Origin of the sequence: Sunxiuqinia elliptica, from assembly GCF_900113005.1 — a bacterium.
In the GTDB taxonomy this organism is placed as follows: Bacteria; Bacteroidota; Bacteroidia; order Bacteroidales; family Prolixibacteraceae; genus Sunxiuqinia; species Sunxiuqinia elliptica.
On the sequence record NZ_FONW01000007.1, the window covers coordinates 84,091 to 104,044 of the forward strand.

At 42.0% G+C, this 19,954-nt stretch carries 15 protein-coding genes; 5 read left to right on the forward strand and 10 right to left on the reverse strand.

What is annotated here, in order from left to right:
• Window positions 1-71: 71 nt before the first annotated feature.
• The 3 genes from mltG to BM156_RS13450 all read left to right on the forward strand — a co-directional run bounded on the left by mltG (window position 72) and on the right by BM156_RS13450 (window position 2,466).
• Entirely contained in the window at window positions 72-1,133 is a 1,062-nt protein-coding gene (gene mltG / locus BM156_RS13440; RefSeq protein ID WP_093920406.1) for an endolytic transglycosylase MltG, read from the forward strand.
• Window positions 1,134-1,243: 110 nt separating this feature from the next.
• Window positions 1,244-1,756, forward strand: coding sequence for a hypothetical protein (locus BM156_RS13445; protein ID WP_093920407.1), 513 nt, complete (start codon window positions 1,244-1,246; stop codon window positions 1,754-1,756).
• Window positions 1,757-1,806: 50 nt separating this feature from the next.
• A complete protein-coding gene (locus BM156_RS13450) occupies window positions 1,807-2,466 on the forward strand; it encodes an HAD family hydrolase (RefSeq protein WP_093920408.1) in 660 nt (219 codons plus the stop codon).
• On the opposite strand, the gene BM156_RS13455 is transcribed toward BM156_RS13450, so the two are convergent.
• Window positions 2,453-3,106 (reverse strand): CPBP family intramembrane glutamic endopeptidase, encoded by a 654-nt coding sequence (locus BM156_RS13455; protein WP_093920409.1) that lies wholly within the window; start codon window positions 3,104-3,106, stop codon window positions 2,453-2,455. The genes BM156_RS13450 and BM156_RS13455 overlap by 14 nt on opposite strands.
• A 187-nt stretch (window positions 3,107-3,293) precedes the next feature.
• Here BM156_RS13455 and BM156_RS13460 point away from each other — a divergent pair, with 187 nt between their 5' ends.
• On the forward strand, window positions 3,294-3,830 hold the full coding sequence (locus BM156_RS13460) for a hypothetical protein (protein ID WP_093920410.1): 537 nt from the start codon (window positions 3,294-3,296) through the stop codon (window positions 3,828-3,830).
• Between the two features lie 42 nt (window positions 3,831-3,872).
• Here the strand turns inward: BM156_RS13460 and BM156_RS13465 are convergent, their stop codons facing one another.
• The 9 genes from BM156_RS13465 to murB all read right to left on the reverse strand — a co-directional run bounded on the left by BM156_RS13465 (window position 3,873) and on the right by murB (window position 18,737).
• Window positions 3,873-4,733 carry an alpha/beta hydrolase gene (locus tag BM156_RS13465; protein WP_093920411.1) on the reverse strand — a complete coding sequence of 287 codons (861 nt, stop codon included), beginning with the start codon at window positions 4,731-4,733 and terminating at the stop codon, window positions 3,873-3,875.
• Between the two features lie 226 nt (window positions 4,734-4,959).
• Window positions 4,960-6,402, reverse strand: a complete 1,443-nt coding sequence (locus BM156_RS13470) for a RagB/SusD family nutrient uptake outer membrane protein (protein WP_093920412.1) — start codon at window positions 6,400-6,402, stop codon at window positions 4,960-4,962.
• Between the two features lie 22 nt (window positions 6,403-6,424).
• Entirely contained in the window at window positions 6,425-9,520 is a 3,096-nt protein-coding gene (locus tag BM156_RS13475) for a SusC/RagA family TonB-linked outer membrane protein (protein ID WP_093920413.1), read from the reverse strand.
• 150 nt (window positions 9,521-9,670) lie between these two features.
• Window positions 9,671-10,264 carry a LysO family transporter gene (locus tag BM156_RS13480; protein WP_093920414.1) on the reverse strand — a complete coding sequence of 198 codons (594 nt, stop codon included), beginning with the start codon at window positions 10,262-10,264 and terminating at the stop codon, window positions 9,671-9,673.
• The gene (locus BM156_RS13485) at window positions 10,261-10,527 is read right to left on the reverse strand and encodes a LysO family transporter (RefSeq protein WP_093920415.1); all 267 of its coding nucleotides are present in this window, start codon (window positions 10,525-10,527) and stop codon (window positions 10,261-10,263) included. Before BM156_RS13485 ends, BM156_RS13480 begins: the two co-directional genes overlap by 4 nt.
• Complete coding sequence (locus BM156_RS13490; RefSeq protein WP_093920416.1) at window positions 10,527-13,655, reverse strand: beta-galactosidase, LacZ type; 3,129 nt, start codon at window positions 13,653-13,655, stop codon at window positions 10,527-10,529. Before BM156_RS13490 ends, BM156_RS13485 begins: the two co-directional genes overlap by 1 nt.
• Before the next feature lie 33 nt (window positions 13,656-13,688).
• A complete protein-coding gene (locus BM156_RS13495; protein WP_093920417.1) occupies window positions 13,689-15,695 on the reverse strand; it encodes an MGH1-like glycoside hydrolase domain-containing protein in 2,007 nt (668 codons plus the stop codon).
• A 215-nt stretch (window positions 15,696-15,910) separates the two neighbouring features.
• Window positions 15,911-17,461, reverse strand: coding sequence for a tetratricopeptide repeat protein (locus BM156_RS13500; protein WP_093920418.1), 1,551 nt, complete (start codon window positions 17,459-17,461; stop codon window positions 15,911-15,913).
• Window positions 17,462-17,720: 259 nt separating this feature from the next.
• Window positions 17,721-18,737: a UDP-N-acetylmuramate dehydrogenase gene (gene murB, locus BM156_RS13505; RefSeq protein WP_093920419.1), complete on the reverse strand. Its 1,017-nt coding sequence runs from the start codon at window positions 18,735-18,737 to the stop codon at window positions 17,721-17,723.
• Window positions 18,738-18,807: 70 nt separating this feature from the next.
• On the opposite strand from murB, the gene BM156_RS13510 reads away from it, so the two are divergent.
• Entirely contained in the window at window positions 18,808-19,917 is a 1,110-nt protein-coding gene (locus BM156_RS13510; protein WP_093920420.1) for a glycosyltransferase family 4 protein, read from the forward strand.
• The last annotated feature ends 37 nt before the right edge of the window (window positions 19,918-19,954 follow it).

The window sequence follows — 19,954 nt, forward strand, 5'->3', positions numbered from 1 at the left end:
AAATTAAGGAAAAGCTCATACATTCATCGTTCCGAAGAAAAGTTTATTTTTGTAGGCCAAAACCATAACACATGACTTTAAAATCGAATAGTCGAATTCATTTATTTCCCAAACTCAATAAAGGGTTAATTATCTTTTTTGCGGTTGCGTTCGTTGTTGCCGGACTGAGAGGATACCAGCTTTTTCAGTACATTTTTGAGGAGAACGTAAAGCATCCGGGAAGCATTACCATTCCTCGTGAAGCAACTTTTCAGGATGTACTTGACTCATTAAACAAACAGGACATCCTGATCAACGAAAAAGCCTTTAAGTGGGTTGCCAAAAAGAAGGAGTACCCAGAATTGATTAAGCCCGGCAAGTACGTTTTTGACAGTGGCATGAACACCAATCAAATTGTCAATATGTTGCGGGCGGGCGACCAAAAACCCGTGTCGGTTATCTTTAACAACCTTCGTTTTATTGATGAACTGGCTGGTTCTGTAGCACGCTATATCGAACCAGACTCACTCACGCTGCTGACTTATCTCAACGACAGCACGGTCATCGATCAACATGGCTTTGATCCCTACTCATTTCATGCGATGTTTATTCCGAACACCTACGAGTTTTACTGGACAACAACGCCAGAGCAATTTGTCGATCGGATGTTTGCAGAATACAATCGCTTTTGGAATGAAAACAGAAAGAACAAGGCCAAAGCACTTGGGCTGACTCCAGTGCAGGTTTCAACCATTGCCTCCATCGTTCAGGAAGAAACCATCAAGGCCAATGAGAAACCGCGGGTGGCAGGACTATACCTTAACCGAATTAAGCGGGGCATGCTACTGCAAGCCGACCCCACAATCAAATTTGCCGTGGGCGATTTCAGTATCAAACGAGTGCTCAACAAACACCTCGAAATTGACTCCCCTTACAACACCTACATTCATTCAGGACTTCCCCCAGGCCCAATCAACTTTCCTGAAATTTCAAGTATTGAGGCTGTTTTGAATGCAGAACAACACAGCTATATTTACATGTGCGCCAGCGACGAATTCAATGGCTACCACAATTTTGCCCGCACCCTTCATGAGCACAACAAAAACGCCCGTCGTTACCAACAAGCCCTCAATGCCAACAAAATCTGGCGCTAACACATAGCATCTTCCCCATCCTTTTTACACTTCTTAAGACTCTTTCTGTTTTCTTAGCAGTATTTAAAGAAAGTTAACCAAGTTCAAAGCTAGTTTTGATGTAAAAATGCATGAAGCTAACTTTACCGCTTTTATTCTTTCTTTCGATTGCTGAGTTTTCGCTAGCTCAGGATGAACCTAAACGAATTGTTTTCAAAGGCTATATTTTCTCTGAAGATTCGATTCCTGCGGAAAACGCTCACCTCATTGAATACCGGAATCTAAAAATTGTTAGTACCGACAGTACCGGACGCTTTACTGTTTTTACCTACGAAGGCGACTCCATGATGGTTAACCACCTGTCACTTGATCCTTTGGTTATTCATGCCAATGAACTCCCAGCTGATTCCAACCGCTTTTATATACCCAATCGCACCTACCAACTTCCAACTATTTTTTCTTCTGAATTGGAACTTGAATATGTAAAAAAGAATGTGCAGAAAATGAATTGGGAAATAAAATATACCAACAACCATACTCCCCCTCGAATGCCCTTAAATTATTACGACAATCCATACGACCCGGACCATTCGCCGGGAGTTAGCTTTTCAGGACTATTTAAGCTGCTTTTCAAGAAAAAATAATCAAGAAAAATATTATCTTTACACCTTATTTCAAGCCAAAACCAACCATCATGACATTTAAAGCCGTTATTTTCGATTTTAATGGAACCTTATTCTGGGATACTCCCTTTCACAACGAAGCATGGGATTTGTTTTTAGAACGTTATCAACTTCCACTAACTGACCAGGAAAAAGATGAAAAGATTCATGGTAAACCGAATAAAGCTATTTTCAACGCGCTATTTAACCGCGAAGTTAGTGCCGAAGAACTAACCGGATTCATTTACGAAAAGGAAAAACTTTATCAGGAGATTTGCCTCCGAGAGAAGCAAGGCCTTGCCGATGGCGTCCCCGAGTTGTTGAATTTCCTTAAACAACAACAATTCGATTACACCATCGCTACCTCAGCTGAAATCAATAACCTTCGTTTCTTTTTCAAGCAGTTTAAGCTGGATAAATGGTTTGATCCGGAGCGTGTTGTTTTTGATGACGGCGTACTTCCTGGTAAGCCTCAACCCGACAGCTTTCAGAAAGCCATGAACCTGTTGAATTGTGCCCCTGAAGAATGCATCATTTTTGAGGATTCAATCGCTGGAATTCAGGCAGCAGAAGCAGCTGGAGCTGGCAAAATCATCATCGTCAACTCAACAGGAGCTGATTATAGCCAGTACAAACACGAAGTTATTGAGAGTTTCCTTGACTTAGACAAAAACTTTTTCAGATCCAATTAAACATATCGATCCAAAAATAATGGCCCATCCCAATGGTAAAAATCATGTTGCCATAAAGGCTGTGTAGAAAGGCCGTAAACAATACGCTTCTGAAACGGGCATACAGCCAACTCAGGTAAAGGCCCAACACAAAGGTTAGCAAAAGCGACACGAAGTGAAAGTAAAAGATATGAGCAAAACTAAAGGCAATTGCACTAATCAAGATAATGGTTTGCTGATTGCCTAACACTCCTTCATAACGCCGAAAGATAAAGGTTCGGAAAATAATCTCCTGCACCGAAGCTGAAAACACGGGGTACAAAGTGCTTAACAAAAGCCAAACTCTCCAATTTCCGGCTGGAAGATTAAACAGGTTCCCACGATCAAAAAGATATACCCATGCCATCATAAAAAGCGAGACAATAAAGGCAACCACCAAATGTTTAATAACCGTTCCCCATTTTACCGGAAAATGCCAAAGCTCGCTCCATCGAAAGTTGGTGAAATAATGCAACAACAGGAAAACAAAGGCCAACAAAGGTAAAAGGACTGAACTCGGATGTAATAAATCACCTTCAAGCAAAAGGAACATAGGAATCCCGAAAAAGAACAAGATAAACTCAACCGCCAAGTATATTCGTCTTTGCTTTGATCGTTCCATAAAACCATTCGTCTGCCTATTGAAACAAGCAAAAAAGAAAGAATGTTGTCCTTAGAAAAATCAAAATCAGCCCATTGCTATTGTTTTTAATCAATATAAATAAGCTACCAGAAAACGAATAACATATTGATTATATTGACTTTGCCTATCAGACCATGTACCTTTAATCTGACCAAACTTATTCATTATGAATAATCAAATCAGCCTCAACAATGTCAGTTTCGACTTCCTAAAAGGTTCAACAGAATTTCTAAACTTGGTGATGAACAACATTAGTAGCTGCGTTTTAATGTTGGATAAACACATGCAGCTACAAGCGTTTAATGAGTCGTTGACCACCATTTTCTCCAGTCGTCAAAACGAAAACCTCATATATGTTCGCTGTGGTGAAGCCATTGGTTGCGCATACAATATCGAGGAGATGAAAGAATGTGGCAAAACAAGCCACTGCGAATCGTGTGGGTTGCGAGAATCAGCCATGATTTCGTATTATCAAAAAATTCCTGTTTTTAAAGAAAAAGTCGCTCGTGAGTTTTACATGAAGGATGGGAAAAAGGCCTTGAAGTACCTCCAGTTTTCAACCCGAAGCTTTTACTTCAACAAAGATCGTTACATCATTATGATTGTAGATGATATTAGCCCGTTGACACAGGCTCAAGACGCACTTAAATACAAAAACAGGCAAATCAACAAGCTAAAAAAACAGATACGAAAAGTCAGTTAAAAAGAACGGAGCTCCTTATGAAGCTCCGTTTTCTTTTTTCTTCTAATATTGATGAAAAGCATCTGATATAAACGACAGAACTACCGGAAGTGACTCCCGCCAGTAAGTCCAGGTGTGACCTCCCTGGCGAATTCTGAATTCATGCGGGATATTGTTCTTCCGCATTGCAATATGAGCCAGCGAATTTCCTTCATACAAAAAGTCATCATCGCCACAATCGATAAACCAGCGAACGGCCTTTTTATCTTTTTCAGGCATTTGGTCAATTAAGTGCAAGACACTGTATTTTTTGTAGTGAGCCTCAACCTGCTCATCCGAAGCTCCGGTTTCTCCCCAACGCTCATAGTAGGTTCGAGCATCCTCTTGCTTGATTGGGCCAGTTGCCGCACTCAACGGACAAGCTGAAGAAAATAATTCGGGATGATGCAAAGCATAGACAAAGGTGCCACCGCCCCCCATCGACAAGCCGGCAATCGCCCGGAATCGTTTCTCGCCTTTAATACGGTATTTTTTCTCAACATAAGGCATCAGTTCCCCAAAAAAGAAATCCTCGTAACGCCACTCTTCTTTCATATCGTTGAAATAGCCTCTTTTACCGGTGTTGGCATCTGGCATTACAATGATCATGGGAGTTGCGGTTCCGCTTTTTATCGCCTCATCGGTAATTCGCAAGACCTCGCCAAACTGAACCCAACCGGTTTGATCATCGCCAGCACCGTGCAACAAGTAAAGCACCGGATAGCTCCGTTGTGATGTTTCATAATCAGGAGGCAGGTAAATCGCATATTTACGCTCCATATTCAGGATTTTGCTCTCCATGGAAAGGTTATCGAATACCTTCCCTGTTTGTGCAGAAAGCGTAATCGAAAAACACACGAGCAACAGTGTGAAAAGATTCTTCATGACTATTCGTTTTAGTTGATTGTTTAAGTTCATAAAGATACAATTTAACAAACGAAATAAGCCTGTCTAAGCACAGCGAATCTTCTCAAGTCCAAAGAAAGGAAACTCTAAAATAACAACCGCGAGCAAGAGTTTATCAAAAAGAAAGCTGATGCGTAATAAGTTATCGCATCAGCTTCTTTTCTGGTTCCTCTTATCAAGGATTAACGACTATCTTAAACTACGATTAAAAGCCCGGAGTGGCCTCAACCATAGGGTTTCGCTGTACTTCTTCCAAAGGAATTGGGAAATACATGTGCTTATCTTCAAAGTTTTTCGCATAAGGCTGTTGCGCTGTTGTTAATTGCTCTTTGGTAACTCCCCAACGCACCAAATCGTAAAACCTCACTCCTTCTCCAACCAGTTCGATCATGCGCTGCTTCCTGATTTCATCACGTAAAGCTTCGCCAGTTAAACTGACATCATCCAAACCAGCCCTGTTTCGAACTTCATTGACATTTTGAAGTGCTTTTTCACCTTCTCCTAATTCATAATAAGCCTCTGCTTCCATCAACAGAACGTCAGCATAACGCATCAGAATAAGGTCGGCCACACTTCGAGTGGTACTAATAGCACTTAAAGACTCCACATACTTAATGCTCATTTTAAAACCAGGATCTTCAAAATTAACCAGTTCGCCGTCGAAAGTTTCGCCACTTTCCAATACCGACGCCTCTTTGCGAATATCTCCTGGTTCCAACTGACTCATATAATAATCTGAAATACTAGCCATATTCCAGCCTCCGTAAAAATCGCCCGGAGCCATGGCGACTCCCAATTGATGATACAAATACAAAATATCCAGTTGCTCTTCGGAGTAACCTCTCGAAAAGATGATCTCACTGTTTTGCTCATTTGTTCCATCAAACAAGCTGCGGTATTCCGATCCACTAACCAAATTATGTCCACTTATTTTTGTGAAAACATCAATTGCTTCCTGGTTCTTCTTATTGTACAAATAAGCTTTCCCAAGAAAAGCATTTGCCGCACTACTGGTTGCACGTCCCCAATTGGCTTCGTCCCACGATTCAGGCAAATGGCTGGCAGCAAAAGCCAGGTCGTCTTCAATTTGCTCATAAACGGTTTCCCGGGGAGAGATTGGCAACTGCAATTCAGCTGTCGAACTCGCAACATTTATTGGAAGAATAATGCCGTGAAAATTCATTTGAAGATTCAAGAAATAAACTCCTCGTAGGAATCGGGCTTCAGCAACCAGCTGATCTCTTTCTTCTTGCGATAAAACTTCCAATGAAGGAACATTGGCGATCACATCGTTCGCCAGCTTAACGCCTCGGTACCAATTATTCCACATGTAAGCTGGCACACCATCGGCGGCGGTATTGTTAAATCCGACAATACGCCCCAAGTACGACCAAGCTGTCGTTCCTCCTTCCGGAAACATATCATCTCCTCTAAAATTCTGAGGCAAGTAGTAATATTCGTGGTAACGCCAACCTGTTGTTGTTAAGTATGTATAAGCTGATAATACATATTTCTCTGCTGCATCATAACTCACCCAAATTTGGTCTGTTGTTGGCTTATCCGGTGATTCCAGGGTCAGGTATTCATCGCATGAAGTCAGCATCAAGGATGAAACCAAAATGACAATATATATTGAAAGATTTTTCATCTGTTTAAATTTTAAAGTTAGATTAGAAAATTAGCTGAAGACCTGCAGTGAACGTTCTATACATCGGATAATTGCCATGATCAACCCCCTGAGTCAGTGCATTAACCGGGATCACTTCAGGATCGTAACCGTTATAGTCCGTAATTGTAAATACATTGTCGGCATTCACATAAACCCTCAACTTATTCAATTTCATTTTACTTAACAGGGAAGAATTCAAGGTATACCCCAACTGGATATTTTTAAGACGGAAATAAGAGCCATTTTCGAGGTAACGATCAGACATCATGTAGTTATTGTTATTGTCAATAATGACGTTGCGCGGAATATCTGTATTCATGTTATCCGTACGCCAGGCATTGGTCAATCGGCTAGAAACATTATACCCGGAGTTGGCAGCTTCCATCTCGTAGCGGTTTACGTTTAGAATTTTGTTACCCGAAACTCCCTGGAAGAACATAGACAGGTCAAAAGCCTTATAATTCAACCCGACGTTAAATCCGTATTCAAAGGTTGGAAGTGGAGAACCAACTTCAGTTATGTCGTTCGAGTCAATGATTCCATCGCCATTCGCATCAACATAAATAACATCACCCGCCTGAGCATTGGGTTGAATTTTCTCTCCATTTTCACCAACATAACCATCAACCTGATCTTGAGATTGAAATAAGCCATCTGTTTGGAACATATAAAACTGTGAGGCTGCACTTCCAACGGCAGAATAAGTGTACGAACCGGCCCAAGCAATATCATCACCCGGCAGCATACCTTCCTTTCCACCCAATGCAACCACTTCGTTTTTGATGGTCGTAAAATTTCCTTTCAAATCGTATTTTAAGTCACCAAGTTTTCCCCGGTATCCTAACTCAAGCTCCACTCCTTTGTTCGAGATTGTTCCAAGATTTACAACCGGAGCAGACACTCCACTTGATGGTGGTGTATTGGGTTCTTCCAGCAGAAGCGATTCCGAATCATTCTGGTAGTAGTTTACCGTACCGTACACCTTATGTTTAAATAAACCGAAATCAAGTCCAATATTCATGGTTTTAGACTCTTCCCACGCGAGTTGATTATTGGCTAACTCAAATGAACCGATACCTCCTACTGGCGTATTGTTCAACACATACCACCATCCGCCTTGCACCAAGGCTTGTCGGGAATAAGCCCCCAAAGATGTTTCGCGCCCCAACACACCATAGGAAGCACGTAATTTCAGCTCTGAAAAAAGATCGGTGTAATCTTCAAAGAATGTTTCATTATGAATTTTCCAAGCAGCAGAAACAGAAGGGAACACTCCCCAGCGATTGTCTTTTCCAAATTTTGAAGAGCCATCGGTACGTACAGTGGCTTGAATAAGGTACCGATCGTCGTAGCTATAGTTTAAGCGACTCATGTAGCTAAAACGTGTCACAGTAGCTAATCCACCATTGCCAATAAAATCGCCGGATTCCATTCCATCAAACGACGGATCGAGTCCTCCAAAATCAGGGAACATAGCCCCGCCGGTGACTTCCATTTCTACATTCTGGTAATCATACTTGTATCCAACAATACCTGCCATTAAGGTAAAGTTGTGCTTTCCAAACGTTTTCATGTAGTTCAGGGTAAAGTCGTAATTCAGATCAGACCACTCCGCACGATATTCTCTTAAATAAGGATCTTGCCGCTGCGTATCTGAGGCCAAAATGTAAGCCGGAAACCAATACCTGTTCTTGTAAAAGTTCTTTGTGTACCCTACATTACCAGCAGCAAACAAGCTTCCGGTTATCTGATAGTTTAAGCCTAAGTTAGCCTGTAACTGATCTTTTGTCGTTTTGGAATTAAGCAAAGTAGATTGCCCTAAGGGGTTGGCTCCACTACGTATATCAAATTCATTTAAATAACCATAGCCTGATGCTTTGCTTTCATCATAAACCGGAACCAAGGAGAATGCTTTTTGCATGTTTGGCATGCTCATCGTATTGTTATCAGTAATGGTGTGCGTATACATCACGTTAGGCATTACCTTCAGATTCCCTTTTTCAAAAGTTGACTTGTAGCGAAAGTTGTAACGTTCTGTTCCGGTATTGATCACGACACCTTCCTGGTTGAAGTAGTTCGTTGAAAAATTATAGCTCGAAGATTCACCTCCACCGCTTATCCCCAGAGAATAGTTTTGCACAATGGCTGACCGGAGCGTCTCATCCTGCCAATCGGTATTGGCATAGTTACTTAGCTGAAAGTTTGATCCAGACTGCAAATAAGCTGGTTTCTGCCCTTCAGTTAGTGAGCCATCATTGACCGAATTACCATATGCCTGCCCCATAATATCGTACCATTCAGCAGAATTAGCCATCGGTAAGGTGTTGGTCGCATTCTGTACGCCCATGTACATGTTAAAATCGATTTTTGCATCCTGATTTTTCGCGCCCGATTTAGTGGTCACCAAAATTACCCCATTGGCTGCTTGTGATCCATAGATCGCTGCCGCAGCACCGTCTTTCAATATTTCAAAAGAAGCAATATCATCCGGATTAATCATGGCCAAATCGCCTCCCGGAATTCCATCAATCACATACAATGGCTGTACATCGCCAAAGGAAGACATCCCACGAATTTTGATGTAGGGTGAAGATCCTGGCGATCCTCCATTAACAACAGTAACTCCAGCAGAACGCCCTTGGATCATTTGCCCGGGAGAAGCAGCGGCAATTTTATTGGCCTCATCCGCTTTTACCGTAGAAACGGCACTTGACAGATCGCTCTTTTTCTGAACTCCATATCCAACAATAACAACCTCATCAATTTGTTTATCACCAGGTTGAAGCTGAACATTATAAACGGTTGACGAGCCACTAACGGTTACTTCCTGAGACACATAACCGATATAACTGAACACCAAGACCTTTCCATTTTCCACATCCAATGAGAACTGGCCATCCGGAGCAGTAATTGTTCCTGTGGTCGTTCCTTGAATGACAACATTCACTCCGGGAATTCCGAAGCCCGTCTCGTCAGTTACAACACCTGATACAGTGCGCGCATCCTGCGCATAAGAGAAAAACGTGTACGATAGCAGTACAGTCAACAAGAGGCTTTTTAAGCCACTACTCTGAATCCTAGTTAACAATTTTTTCATTCGTTTAAATTTAAATAGTAACTAATGAAACTTACATAATCATCGGTCTGTCCGATAAATGATTTTCATTATGCTAGATTCATTTGAATAATAAATTAGATTAGTATAGCTGATTTGTTCTTAGTTTTTTATTCTTGTTTAGTTTAAAACCTATAGTATTAAAGGGATTAGCAAGGGAACCAAAATGGTCAAAACAATGCCACTGAACAAAGCTACAATAGCATACTCTTTTCCTGAAAAGCGTGTAATAACTGGCAAGGTCGTATCCATTGAAGTTGCTCCGGCGCTTGCAATTGGAGACATTTTCCCAAATACCTTAACCAATACCGGCGCCAACAAGAGAGACAGTAATTCTCGTGAAATATTGGACAAGAGGGCTATCACTCCAAGTATTGAATCGTAAGTATTTGAGATGATAATACTGGACAGGCTGTAATATCCAAAGCCTGCCCCAACGGCCATTCCTTCAGTAAATGACTCAGAAATAAGCCAATAAGCAATACCTGATCCAACAATGCTCCCAAAGCCGATGGACACTGGAACCAACAGCAGTCCCAGATTGGCCTTTTTCAGGATGTTAATTGAAGCCTCATCCATCCCTAAGCTTACCCCCACCAAAGTCATTAGTCCATAAAGAGCATAGGTACTCAAATCATGCTCCAAAAGAACTTCCGGTGTAAGCTCATTCAACGACAAAACACATCCGAAAACAAAAAATAGTAAGGTAATCAGTGCTCCTTTCATCGCTTGAAGTATTTAAGATAAACGACATAAGAACACGCGATACTCCCTAAAACTCCACCCAGCGTTAACACGATAGCCTTGCCTCCAATAATATGGATATTATCTACAACCTGCTGGTTAGCACCAATGGCAATACCCAGAAACAGTAACAAAACCCAAATCATTACGGTAATACTCTTTTCAACGCCTTCACGCAATCTGTTTTTCTTCCTTAAAAGAAAACCTAGAAAAATGCCGCCCACCAAAAAAATTAAGGTCTCCATTAGTTCACTTCTTTGTTATATGTGTAATCGATTTTATTCATCACCTCCTCTTTAGACCGAATAGGAGTTAATCTGAAATTGAAGGAATATTTTCCCGCTGGCACACGATATTGAGAATGTGCCTGTGCACGCCAGCCCCAAGTGGTATCACCGCCAACACCCATGTGTTTATGATCAAGGCAAACCGAGATTTTGTCTCCCGGTTCCAAATCGGTTCCATGAGCCATTTCGCGTTGTCCGTCATGTTCTAGCAGCGAAAAATCAAACTGCTGCACATTGAAAGCCAATGGCTGATCCGATGCTACCAGCAAACCATTCCCCACATCATTGCTTAGCGTAAACCAAGTACAATCCTCCTTCAAACCGGTTTCCTGCGGACGGATGTATGGATAATACTGCTCCCAAACTGTCCCCTCGTAAACTCCCAGCTTCATTCCGGATTTACGATCGGCATAACTTTCAAGAGGCCCGCGTCCATACCACTGAAGCTGATCATACGCTGCCGGCACTTTGAAAGAGAGTCCAACCCGAGGCAGTTCTGGTAAACTTGAATCAAGCTCATAGTGTACACTTAGCTGGACATCACCATTTTCAAAAATCTGATAGGTGGTCAATATGCTTGATTTGGACAGGTTCAATGCTTGCTTAATAAGCACCTCAACCCGGTCCGTCAGTTTATTCACCTGAATGTCTGTGGCTTTCCATGTTACAGTTTTCCAAGCCCCAAGCTTCTCCTTCATCCCCCAGGCCAAGTCGTTTTCTGTTGGAGCTCGCCAAAAATTAGGCTGAATTGGTGCTTCCAATATCGAATGTCCATCAACCTTCCAGTTGGTTAACTCTCCAGAAACTCGATTGAAAATAAACGTTGATTGTTTATTCGATATGACAATGCCCCCAGCCTTTTCTTTTACTTCATAAGTTGATTGAGAGGTCCGAGCCATTTCTTTCTCAAATGTCTTGACCACAAACTGATCCCAGGCAACTTCGTGTCCTTTTTTTAGTAGATCGCTTGCCTGCTTCTGAGAGATATGAAATGTAATCAGGTATTCCCCTCCTACTTGCTCTTTCAGCTTTCGGTAATCGACAGAAAAAGCAATGGTGTCCTGCGGAGCCACTTGTGGTATTGTCAACTGTTCAGTATAAATTTGCTGATCGTAATAAGATATGCTGTAGCTCAACTCATAATTATCGGTATTGATGTAATTGAACCGATTCCAAAGCTTGAATTGCCCTTGCGCTGCATCGACTTCAAGAATTTTGAATGGTTGATACACCTTTTTAACTTCCCACACATGAGGATTTGGCAACCGATCGCTTGTAACCAAACCATTCGCACAAAACGAAGAATCATTGCTGATCCCCACATACCCCATGTCACCACCATAAGCATAATAAGGCTTTCCTTCGTCGTCTACCTGAGTGAAAGTTTGATCAACCCAATCCCAGATAAATCCCCCCTGGAGGCTTGGTTCGCTGTAAATCAGGTCCCAATAGCCCTGCAAATTACCCACTGAGTTTCCCATGGCATGAGCATATTCACACAAGATGTAAGGCTTTTGATAATCCCCATGGATGTATTCACGCATCCAGTCGATGGTTGCATACATTGGTGTTGTTATATCCGTGTGATTTCGGGAACGAGCCTGTTCATACTGTACCGGCCGTGATCGGTCGCGTGACTTGATCCAGGCGTATGTTCTTTCAAAATTAATGCCGTCTCCAGCTTCATTGCCCAAGGACCAAACAATAATACTTGGATGATTTTTGGTACGCTCTACCATCCGCTCCGTCCGGTTCAGATGCATAGCCAACCAAGTGGTATCTTTTGCCAACGATTCTTCGCCATAGCCCATTCCGTGCGATTCAATGTTGGCCTCGTCAACCACATACATGCCATACCGGTCGCACAACTCATACCATTTGGCCATATTGGGATAATGCGAAGCTCGTACCGCATTAATATTGTATTCTTGCATCAAGCGGATGTCCTGAATCATCTCCTCCTCAGTCAGGATATTGCCATTTACAGGTGAATGTTCGTGCCGGTTCACTCCTCTTAAAGTCACGGGAACTCCGTTAACCAACAATAGTCGATCTTTAATTTCCGATGTTCGGAAACCAATGCTCCTCACAGTTGATTCCAAAACATTTTTATTTGAATCGAAAAGAGTGATTCGTAAGTCATATAAATGAGGTGTTTCTGCCGTCCACTTTTTCACCTGGCGAATAGGCTTTGGCAAAGCAATATTGGTACGATCCTCCTTCAGCGTTTGTTCTGTCTTCGCAATGCGAGTGCCCTGATCAAACAATTCGATTGTGATTCTTAACTTTTCCTGAGTAACCCGAGCTAGTTCAACATCCAAATCTAGCGTACCATCTGTATAATTATTCTCAAGTTCGGCATGCACAAAAAAGTCACGAATGTGGTTCGGCGTTCGGGCAAGTAAATACACATCGCGTTCCAAACCACTCATTTTCCACATATCCTGATCTTCAAGGTAAGAGCCAGTCGAAAACCGATAAAGTTCTACGGCCAAGTCATTTTCGCCCTCTTTTAGATAGGACGTAATATCAAATTCCATCGGCGTTTTTGATCCTTCACCATACCCAACCTGCCGTCCGTTGACCCACAAATACATGGCTGAATTGACTGCGCCAAAGTGTATAAAAACTCGCTTGTTTTGCCAGTTTTCAGGCACGCTAAACTTACGTTTGTAAGAACCAACCGGATTGTGATCGTGTGGAACGAATGGAGGGTTTGGCTCAAACGGATAAGGAACATCGGTGTATATTGGTGCAGAATAGCCTTGCAGTTCGATATTTGATGGAACCTTAATTTCATCCCAATGAGAGACATTATACGCTGGTTGATAGAAGTTTTTCGGGCGTTTAGCAGGTGCTACCGACCATCTAAACTTCCAAATTCCATTTAAAGACTGGTAACGATCAGACTGTTGCCAATCCTTTTTCATCGCGTCCTCCCTGTTGCCAAACACGTAAAAATTGGCATGGGGAGACATCATATTGATGGAGAAAACACGGGGATTTTCCCAAGCCTCCAACTGCTGCGCCCGAAGAAAGGACGACACAAAAATGAAAATTATTAATGATAAGTATTTAAGCATCATTCTAGGTTTTTTAGGATTTATTTAGCTTGATTTTTAAAACAGCATTAACAGATGTGAAGCACTCCAACTAAAATGTTCCGCGTTTAATCCCTCTTTGGTTATTGGGTGATAGTTTTCCCGAATCGGCATTTGCGAGTTGACCAGACCTTCAGCGCTTTCAACCAGCTTTACAGCCATCATTTTCGCTTCAGCTACATAGCCATAATTTTTCATTCCTTCTATAGCAAAATAAGCTTGATCCAACCAAACAGGACCTCGCCAATAGCCACGCTGAGGATTGAACTGCTCATGAGCTGCACTTAAAGTAGGAAAAGGCATGGGAGTATTAAACCGGGTCGTATCCATAATAACTTTTACTAGTTCTTTCGCTTGTTCTGCCGAAGCCACCTCATTATACAATGGCGACCAGCCTTCAGGCCCCTGTATCGCAATCTTCTCATGGCTATCAAGCTTGATGTCATAAAAGAATCCGTCTTCCGAACGATACATCAAGGCCTGAATTTTTTCTTTAAGTTGTTGAGCCTCCTGCTCAAAACGATCGGCCACAGCCTTTTTCCCCAGTACCGTCGCAAGCTTTTGGATATATCGTTTCTCCTGATAGAGGTAAGCATTCAAATCAACGGATTCCTGATCAATAGAGTAAGCTCCCCGGTTATTTTCAATGATTTTGGCATCATCGAACCGAACCGCATTATCCATTCCACTTTCCCAGGCTGCAGCGATTCTTGTCCCATCCGTTGATCCGTATTCGCACAGGCCATTTTGATCATGATCACGATTAGCATACCACCATTCATGATATTTTAACAGCTTGGGGAACATTTCCTTGATGAAGTTCAAATCCTGAGTTTCAGTATACACTTGGAAGATTGACCACCCCGAAAGAGGGGCCTTTGTATTTCGCCAGTTCACGCCTTCAATACTCAAGTCACGGAAAAAGCAATCAGCAAGCATTCCTTCCTCATTCTGATAATCATAGATGGCACGAATTTGATCTTTAGCCAACTCTGGTTCAAAGGGAGCAATAGCAACAGCATGTTTCCACGAATCCCAAGCCCATAAACCCTGAAAGTAGGTTGCCGCGTAAGAAGGAACGATTCCCTGATGCAGAATATCACCGGCCTCACTACGCCAATTGTGCATTAAGGTTAAAAATGCTTTTACAGCTAGCTGCTGGTACTTATCGACATTGAGTACCGCATCTTCAGAACCTTGATTTAACTGCTGCAGATACTTATTCCAACGCTTTTCGTTCCGCTCAAGAACCACTCCAGGCTCTTTCACAAGAGGTGCTGCCGCAGCCAGATATTCATTTACTTCATTCTTATCTAACAGATACATAAAAGCCCCTGAAATTCGACACTTAGCTGATTCGTCTAATTTCTCAGGTGTTTCCAGTAGCGAGTAGCAACTATCATAAACAGTAATCTCTTCACAATTAAATAGCAATTGGGCTTCTTCGCGATTATTAATCTTTACACAAACCCGGTTGTTCTCAGTCGTAACCGATTGCTGAATCTTTGAAAAAACGGTTCCTTTCCAACCCAGTTGAATCGTTCGTGCATTTCCTTGATTGCTAACATCAGCAGTGATCACAGAAGTTCGCTTATTGGCATTAAAAAGGTAGAGGTTTACCAATAGGTCATTGATTTCAAAAGTCTGTTTTAACAGCCCGGGATAGAAGGTATTCGATACGTTCTGCGCTTTCGACAAATCCAGTAGCTCACCAGCATCGACATCCTTTATTTGCAACTTAATAATTGACGGGCTCAACCAAAAACTCTGCTGTTGCCTCATTAAAAAGGGGCCCACAAAACCTCCAACTCCTTGCAAATTGCGATCCTCATGCAAACTAAAAGAATGCCACGTTCCTAAATCGGAAAATGAGGAAACGCCTGCCTGGCTTGACCTTTCAATCGTGCCTTTTAAATTCAGAACATTCGGAAAATCAAGTCTTGAGATTTTCGATTCCTCTTGATTGGTATTGCAAGCACTAAGCAATAGCCCCAAAAAAACACCTACTATAAGTTTCTTAATCATTTCGCTACAACTACCTCGTTAATTCACTTTTCGAAACATGAAGTAGCGGAGTATTTGGAGCAAAGCAAAATTATTCACCCATACGCAAGCTATACATTTTAAAGAGGGGGTAATAAAGACTATCGATCTACTGAAAATCAATAAAATAAAAGGAAAAACAAGAAAGAAAGAATCACGTTAAAAATGATTTTGTAGGGGCTAAACCCTACACGCAGTTACAACTCCATTATAAAGCTTTTGAGCTGAACACCTGTGTCTAAATTCAACTTTTTTCGAAGACGATAGCGACTCATCTCAATCGACTTCACTTCGATATGGTATTTATCAGCCATCTCTTTCGAAGTTAAATTATTTCTTATATCAATGATGAGCTGGAGATCTTTTTCGGTTAGATTTTTATACCGGCTTTGTAAACGATACCTAAAATCCTTCACAAACTCTTCGGACAAAATATTCGTTTTTCGATCTTGATTAAAAATGTACTCAAACTTTTTCCAAGCCTCTCTAATTTCTTTTGAGTCGGACTTACTGACACTGACGGCAAGGGTTTTAATCAATTCATTTCGCTTAGACATGGTAAGTGCCATCGTTTCAATCGCTTCATCTTTATAAGCAAGCTTATCACTTAACTCTGCCTGTTGCTGCTTTTCCTTTTCGAGTTCTCGAGCCAGTATTTCCTGTCTTAAATAAGCTTTTTCTGCTTTCGATTTAAATAAGTAATAAAAACCAATGACCACAATGATGGTAAAAACAACCACAACACCGATCAAGAGGTTACGGTTATATTTTAGTTTTTCAGCCTGTTGAATAACCAATTCATCTTGTTCTATTTTCTCCTGCTGCGCATCAAGCAGGAAGTTCATAACCGTTTGAGCCTCCTGATTATGAACCTTCTGATACAGATCAATGTACTTATCTTGATAATCGAAGGCAGCCTGAATATTCCCAACCAACTGTTCGTACTTGTACCGCACTTGATAATATTCCATCAAACTAAAGCTATAGCTTGTTTGATGACGCAATTCATCAGCCTTAATAAGCACATTTCGGCACTTATCAAGCTGATGGGTCTTCAAATAAACTCGTGCTAAATGGGCATAAGTCTCCAACAGGGCAGTTGCTGTTCCAGAGCTATTGCCAACGGAGCTTAACAAGTATTCCTCTGCTTTTTGCCAATTCTCTTGTTTGATATAGACGATGCCAATATTATTCTCAATGGTCGCGCGCAAGTCCTGATCTGGCTGCTCCAACTGATTCATAATAAACAACCCTTTTCGAAAATAGGCCAGCGATTTTGTCTCCTGCCCCGTATTCAAAACATCCAATCCAAGGGCGTTGGTATATAGAACTTCGCTCCGAATGTCATTTCTGCGCTGAGCTGTTATTAAGGCTTTTTGGTGAAATGGCTCTGCTTGATGATAGTTACCAATATCAAAGTAAATCCATCCAATTGTTGCCAGAATATCTTGATAAATCCGCTTCGTTTCATCTTCTTCGAATAATTCTTTTCCTCTTAATGCGTAAAACAGAGCGGTGTGATAGCGATGTTTATACAGGTAGCCTTGAGATAAATTCCAGTAAGCACTCGCCCGCATCACAACCTGATCATCTTTAATTAGAGTCAGTCCTTTTTGTGACAGATAAATACAACTATCAGGATTAGATTCCTGGTATTCAGTAGCTCTTTCCAACAACTTCGTGACAGAATCTGCCGAAGCATGAAAAGAAAGAAACAGTATAAAAAACGGGACAATTAAGTACTTCATTTCTACAAAATACCTTAACTATTATTCAAAAAAGCCTTAGAACAGCTTAGAACTCTAGCCAACTCAATCAGGAAAAGACCTGCCCGAATCAGTCGGCTAACTGCCGTTAAACTTAACGATTAAAAAACAGATAATTGAACGGAAATAAAGTAGATGTACTATTTTTTACACAAATGAATGGACTGTCCCTCTTACTAATCCTCTAATTAGTCTTTGCAAGCACTAATTCGTGATGGTTCCCTATCTCAATAAAAACAGCCTACAGAATATTAGCTTCCGGCTGCAATTCGACACTGAATTTTTCGAGTACCGAAGCTGCAATTCTTTGCGACAACTGGTGAATTTCAGCTCCTGAGGCTTGCCCATAGTTGACCAAGACTAAAGCCTGATGCTGATGCACGCCAGCATCTCCTTCACGGTGCCCTTTCCATCCACATTGCTCAATTAGCCAGCCAGCAGCCAGCTTCACATGTCCTTCGCCTGCCGGATAGCTCGGCATCTCCTGATAAATTGTTTTTAGCTGCTCGGCCTCCTGACTCGTAACCACCGGATTTTTGAAAAAACTACCAACATTTCCGAGCTCCTGAGGATCTGGCAATTTCGATTCGCGAATAGCCACCACCGCATCGCGAACGTGCTGAGGATGTAGCTCTCCCCTCTTCTCGACTTCAGCCTTCAGGGCACCGTAATCCAACTTATACTCCGGAAACTTCTCTAACCGAAAGATTACAGAAGTGACAATAAACCGGTTTTTCAATTCTTGTTTAAAAATGGAATCCCGATAAGCAAAGCGACATTGCTCAGCGGCAATACTATAATGCTCCTGGCTTTTCAGATCATAGCCGTTTACCGTGTCCACAAATTCGCAAACCTCAACGCCATAGGCTCCAATATTTTGCACCGGTGCTGCCCCTACTGTTCCCGGAATTAAGGATAGGTTTTCCAAACCATAATAGCCCGACTTAACACAATAATCCACCAAACGATCCCAGTCTTCACCAGCCCCCACTTCAAGCCAAACCTGATTCCGATCCTCCCGGACAACCTGAACACCGGGGATATTTGGGTGAATGACCAGCCCTTCGAAATCTTTCGTTAACAGCAAATTGCTACCACCCCCCAACAAGAAAATCGTTTCCTCCTCCCAGGTTTTATTAGCTTCCAGAAAATCGGTCAAATCTTCAGCTTCAGTAAACTCGAAAAAAAAGCGGGCTTTAGCATCAACGCCAAACGTATTGTAGTCTTTCAATGAATAGTCTTCGAAAAAGCGGATCATCGTTTTTTTTTGGCAAAGATAATAGAAGCTGTTTCAATTTCGTTTAATTTGTATAAAAGTACCAACTGCATTGAAAAAAGTTATTTTATCTGTCACCAACGATCTGGTTACCGATAATCGTGTTCACAAAGTCGCTTTGAGTCTTCAGCAACATGGTTACCAAGTGATGCTTGTCGGGCGTAAACTGCCCAAAAGTATGCCCATGGATTTTCGCCCTTACAATACCTGGCGGTTAAAACTTTTCTTCAAAAAGGGGCCACTTTTTTATGCCGAATACAACATGCGACTGCTTTCTTTCCTTTTGGCCAGAAAAGCAGACATCTTCGTCGCCAATGATTTGGACAGCTTGCCAGCCAATTTTATGGCAGCCAAAATCAAAAAGAAACCATTGGTTTATGACAGTCATGAGCTGTTTACCGAAGTGCCCGAGTTAATTGGGCGCCACCGCACCAAAGCCATATGGGAACGAATTGAACGCTTGCTGCTTCCTCGGATAAACTACGCCTACACGGTTTCTCAGTCGATTGCTGATTTTTACCAAGAACGATATAAAACAACTTTTCTCGTAGTTCGAAACCTTCCTCACCACGAGGAGCTTATGCTCGTTCCCCATGAAAAAGAATTAGCCAACGACGGACGAAAAATCGTTTTATACCAAGGAGCTCTAAATTTGGGACGGGGATTGGAATACGCCATTAAAGCCATGCAGTACATCGACAACACCCGGCTGCTAATCGCTGGTGATGGCGACATTACAATGGCATTGAAACAACTCACAGCCGACCTTCAGCTTGCAGACCGGGTTACTTTTTTAGGCAAAATTCCACTGGCTGAAATGAAGTACATTACCGCACAGGCCGACCTGGGACTTTCAATTGAGGAAGACATGGGGCTAAATTACCGCTTTGCCTTGCCCAATAAGCTGTTTGATTATATCCAGCAGCAAGTGCCGGTACTTGTCAGCAATTTACCCGAAATGAAACGCGTGGTAACCAATTATGGGGTTGGTGCTATTTTAAAAGACCACGAACCACATCAACTAGCCCAACAGCTTCAAGAAGCGCTGTTTGACCGGGATTTACGAGAAAAATGGATTGAAAACCTGCCTCAAGCAGCCCGGGAGCTCTGCTGGGAAGAAGAAGAGAAAGTTTTACTCTCCGTTTTCCAAAAAGCGCACTAGTGTCAAGTCAAGTGTGAGGTGTCGTGTAAGCCACCGT

Coding starts and splice junctions, on each gene's coding strand:
- mltG (WP_093920406.1), top strand. CDS start 72: ATGACTTTAAAATCGAATAGTCGAATTCATTTATTTCCCAAACTCAAT.
- BM156_RS13445 (WP_093920407.1), top strand. CDS start 1,244: ATGAAGCTAACTTTACCGCTTTTATTCTTTCTTTCGATTGCTGAGTTT.
- BM156_RS13450 (WP_093920408.1), top strand. CDS start 1,807: ATGACATTTAAAGCCGTTATTTTCGATTTTAATGGAACCTTATTCTGG.
- BM156_RS13455 (WP_093920409.1), bottom strand. CDS start 3,106: ATGGAACGATCAAAGCAAAGACGAATATACTTGGCGGTTGAGTTTATC.
- BM156_RS13460 (WP_093920410.1), top strand. CDS start 3,294: ATGAATAATCAAATCAGCCTCAACAATGTCAGTTTCGACTTCCTAAAA.
- BM156_RS13465 (WP_093920411.1), bottom strand. CDS start 4,733: ATGAAGAATCTTTTCACACTGTTGCTCGTGTGTTTTTCGATTACGCTT.
- BM156_RS13470 (WP_093920412.1), bottom strand. CDS start 6,402: ATGAAAAATCTTTCAATATATATTGTCATTTTGGTTTCATCCTTGATG.
- BM156_RS13475 (WP_093920413.1), bottom strand. CDS start 9,520: ATGAAAAAATTGTTAACTAGGATTCAGAGTAGTGGCTTAAAAAGCCTC.
- BM156_RS13480 (WP_093920414.1), bottom strand. CDS start 10,264: ATGAAAGGAGCACTGATTACCTTACTATTTTTTGTTTTCGGATGTGTT.
- BM156_RS13485 (WP_093920415.1), bottom strand. CDS start 10,527: ATGGAGACCTTAATTTTTTTGGTGGGCGGCATTTTTCTAGGTTTTCTT.
- BM156_RS13490 (WP_093920416.1), bottom strand. CDS start 13,655: ATGATGCTTAAATACTTATCATTAATAATTTTCATTTTTGTGTCGTCC.
- BM156_RS13495 (WP_093920417.1), bottom strand. CDS start 15,695: ATGATTAAGAAACTTATAGTAGGTGTTTTTTTGGGGCTATTGCTTAGT.
- BM156_RS13500 (WP_093920418.1), bottom strand. CDS start 17,461: ATGAAGTACTTAATTGTCCCGTTTTTTATACTGTTTCTTTCTTTTCAT.
- murB (WP_093920419.1), bottom strand. CDS start 18,737: ATGATCCGCTTTTTCGAAGACTATTCATTGAAAGACTACAATACGTTT.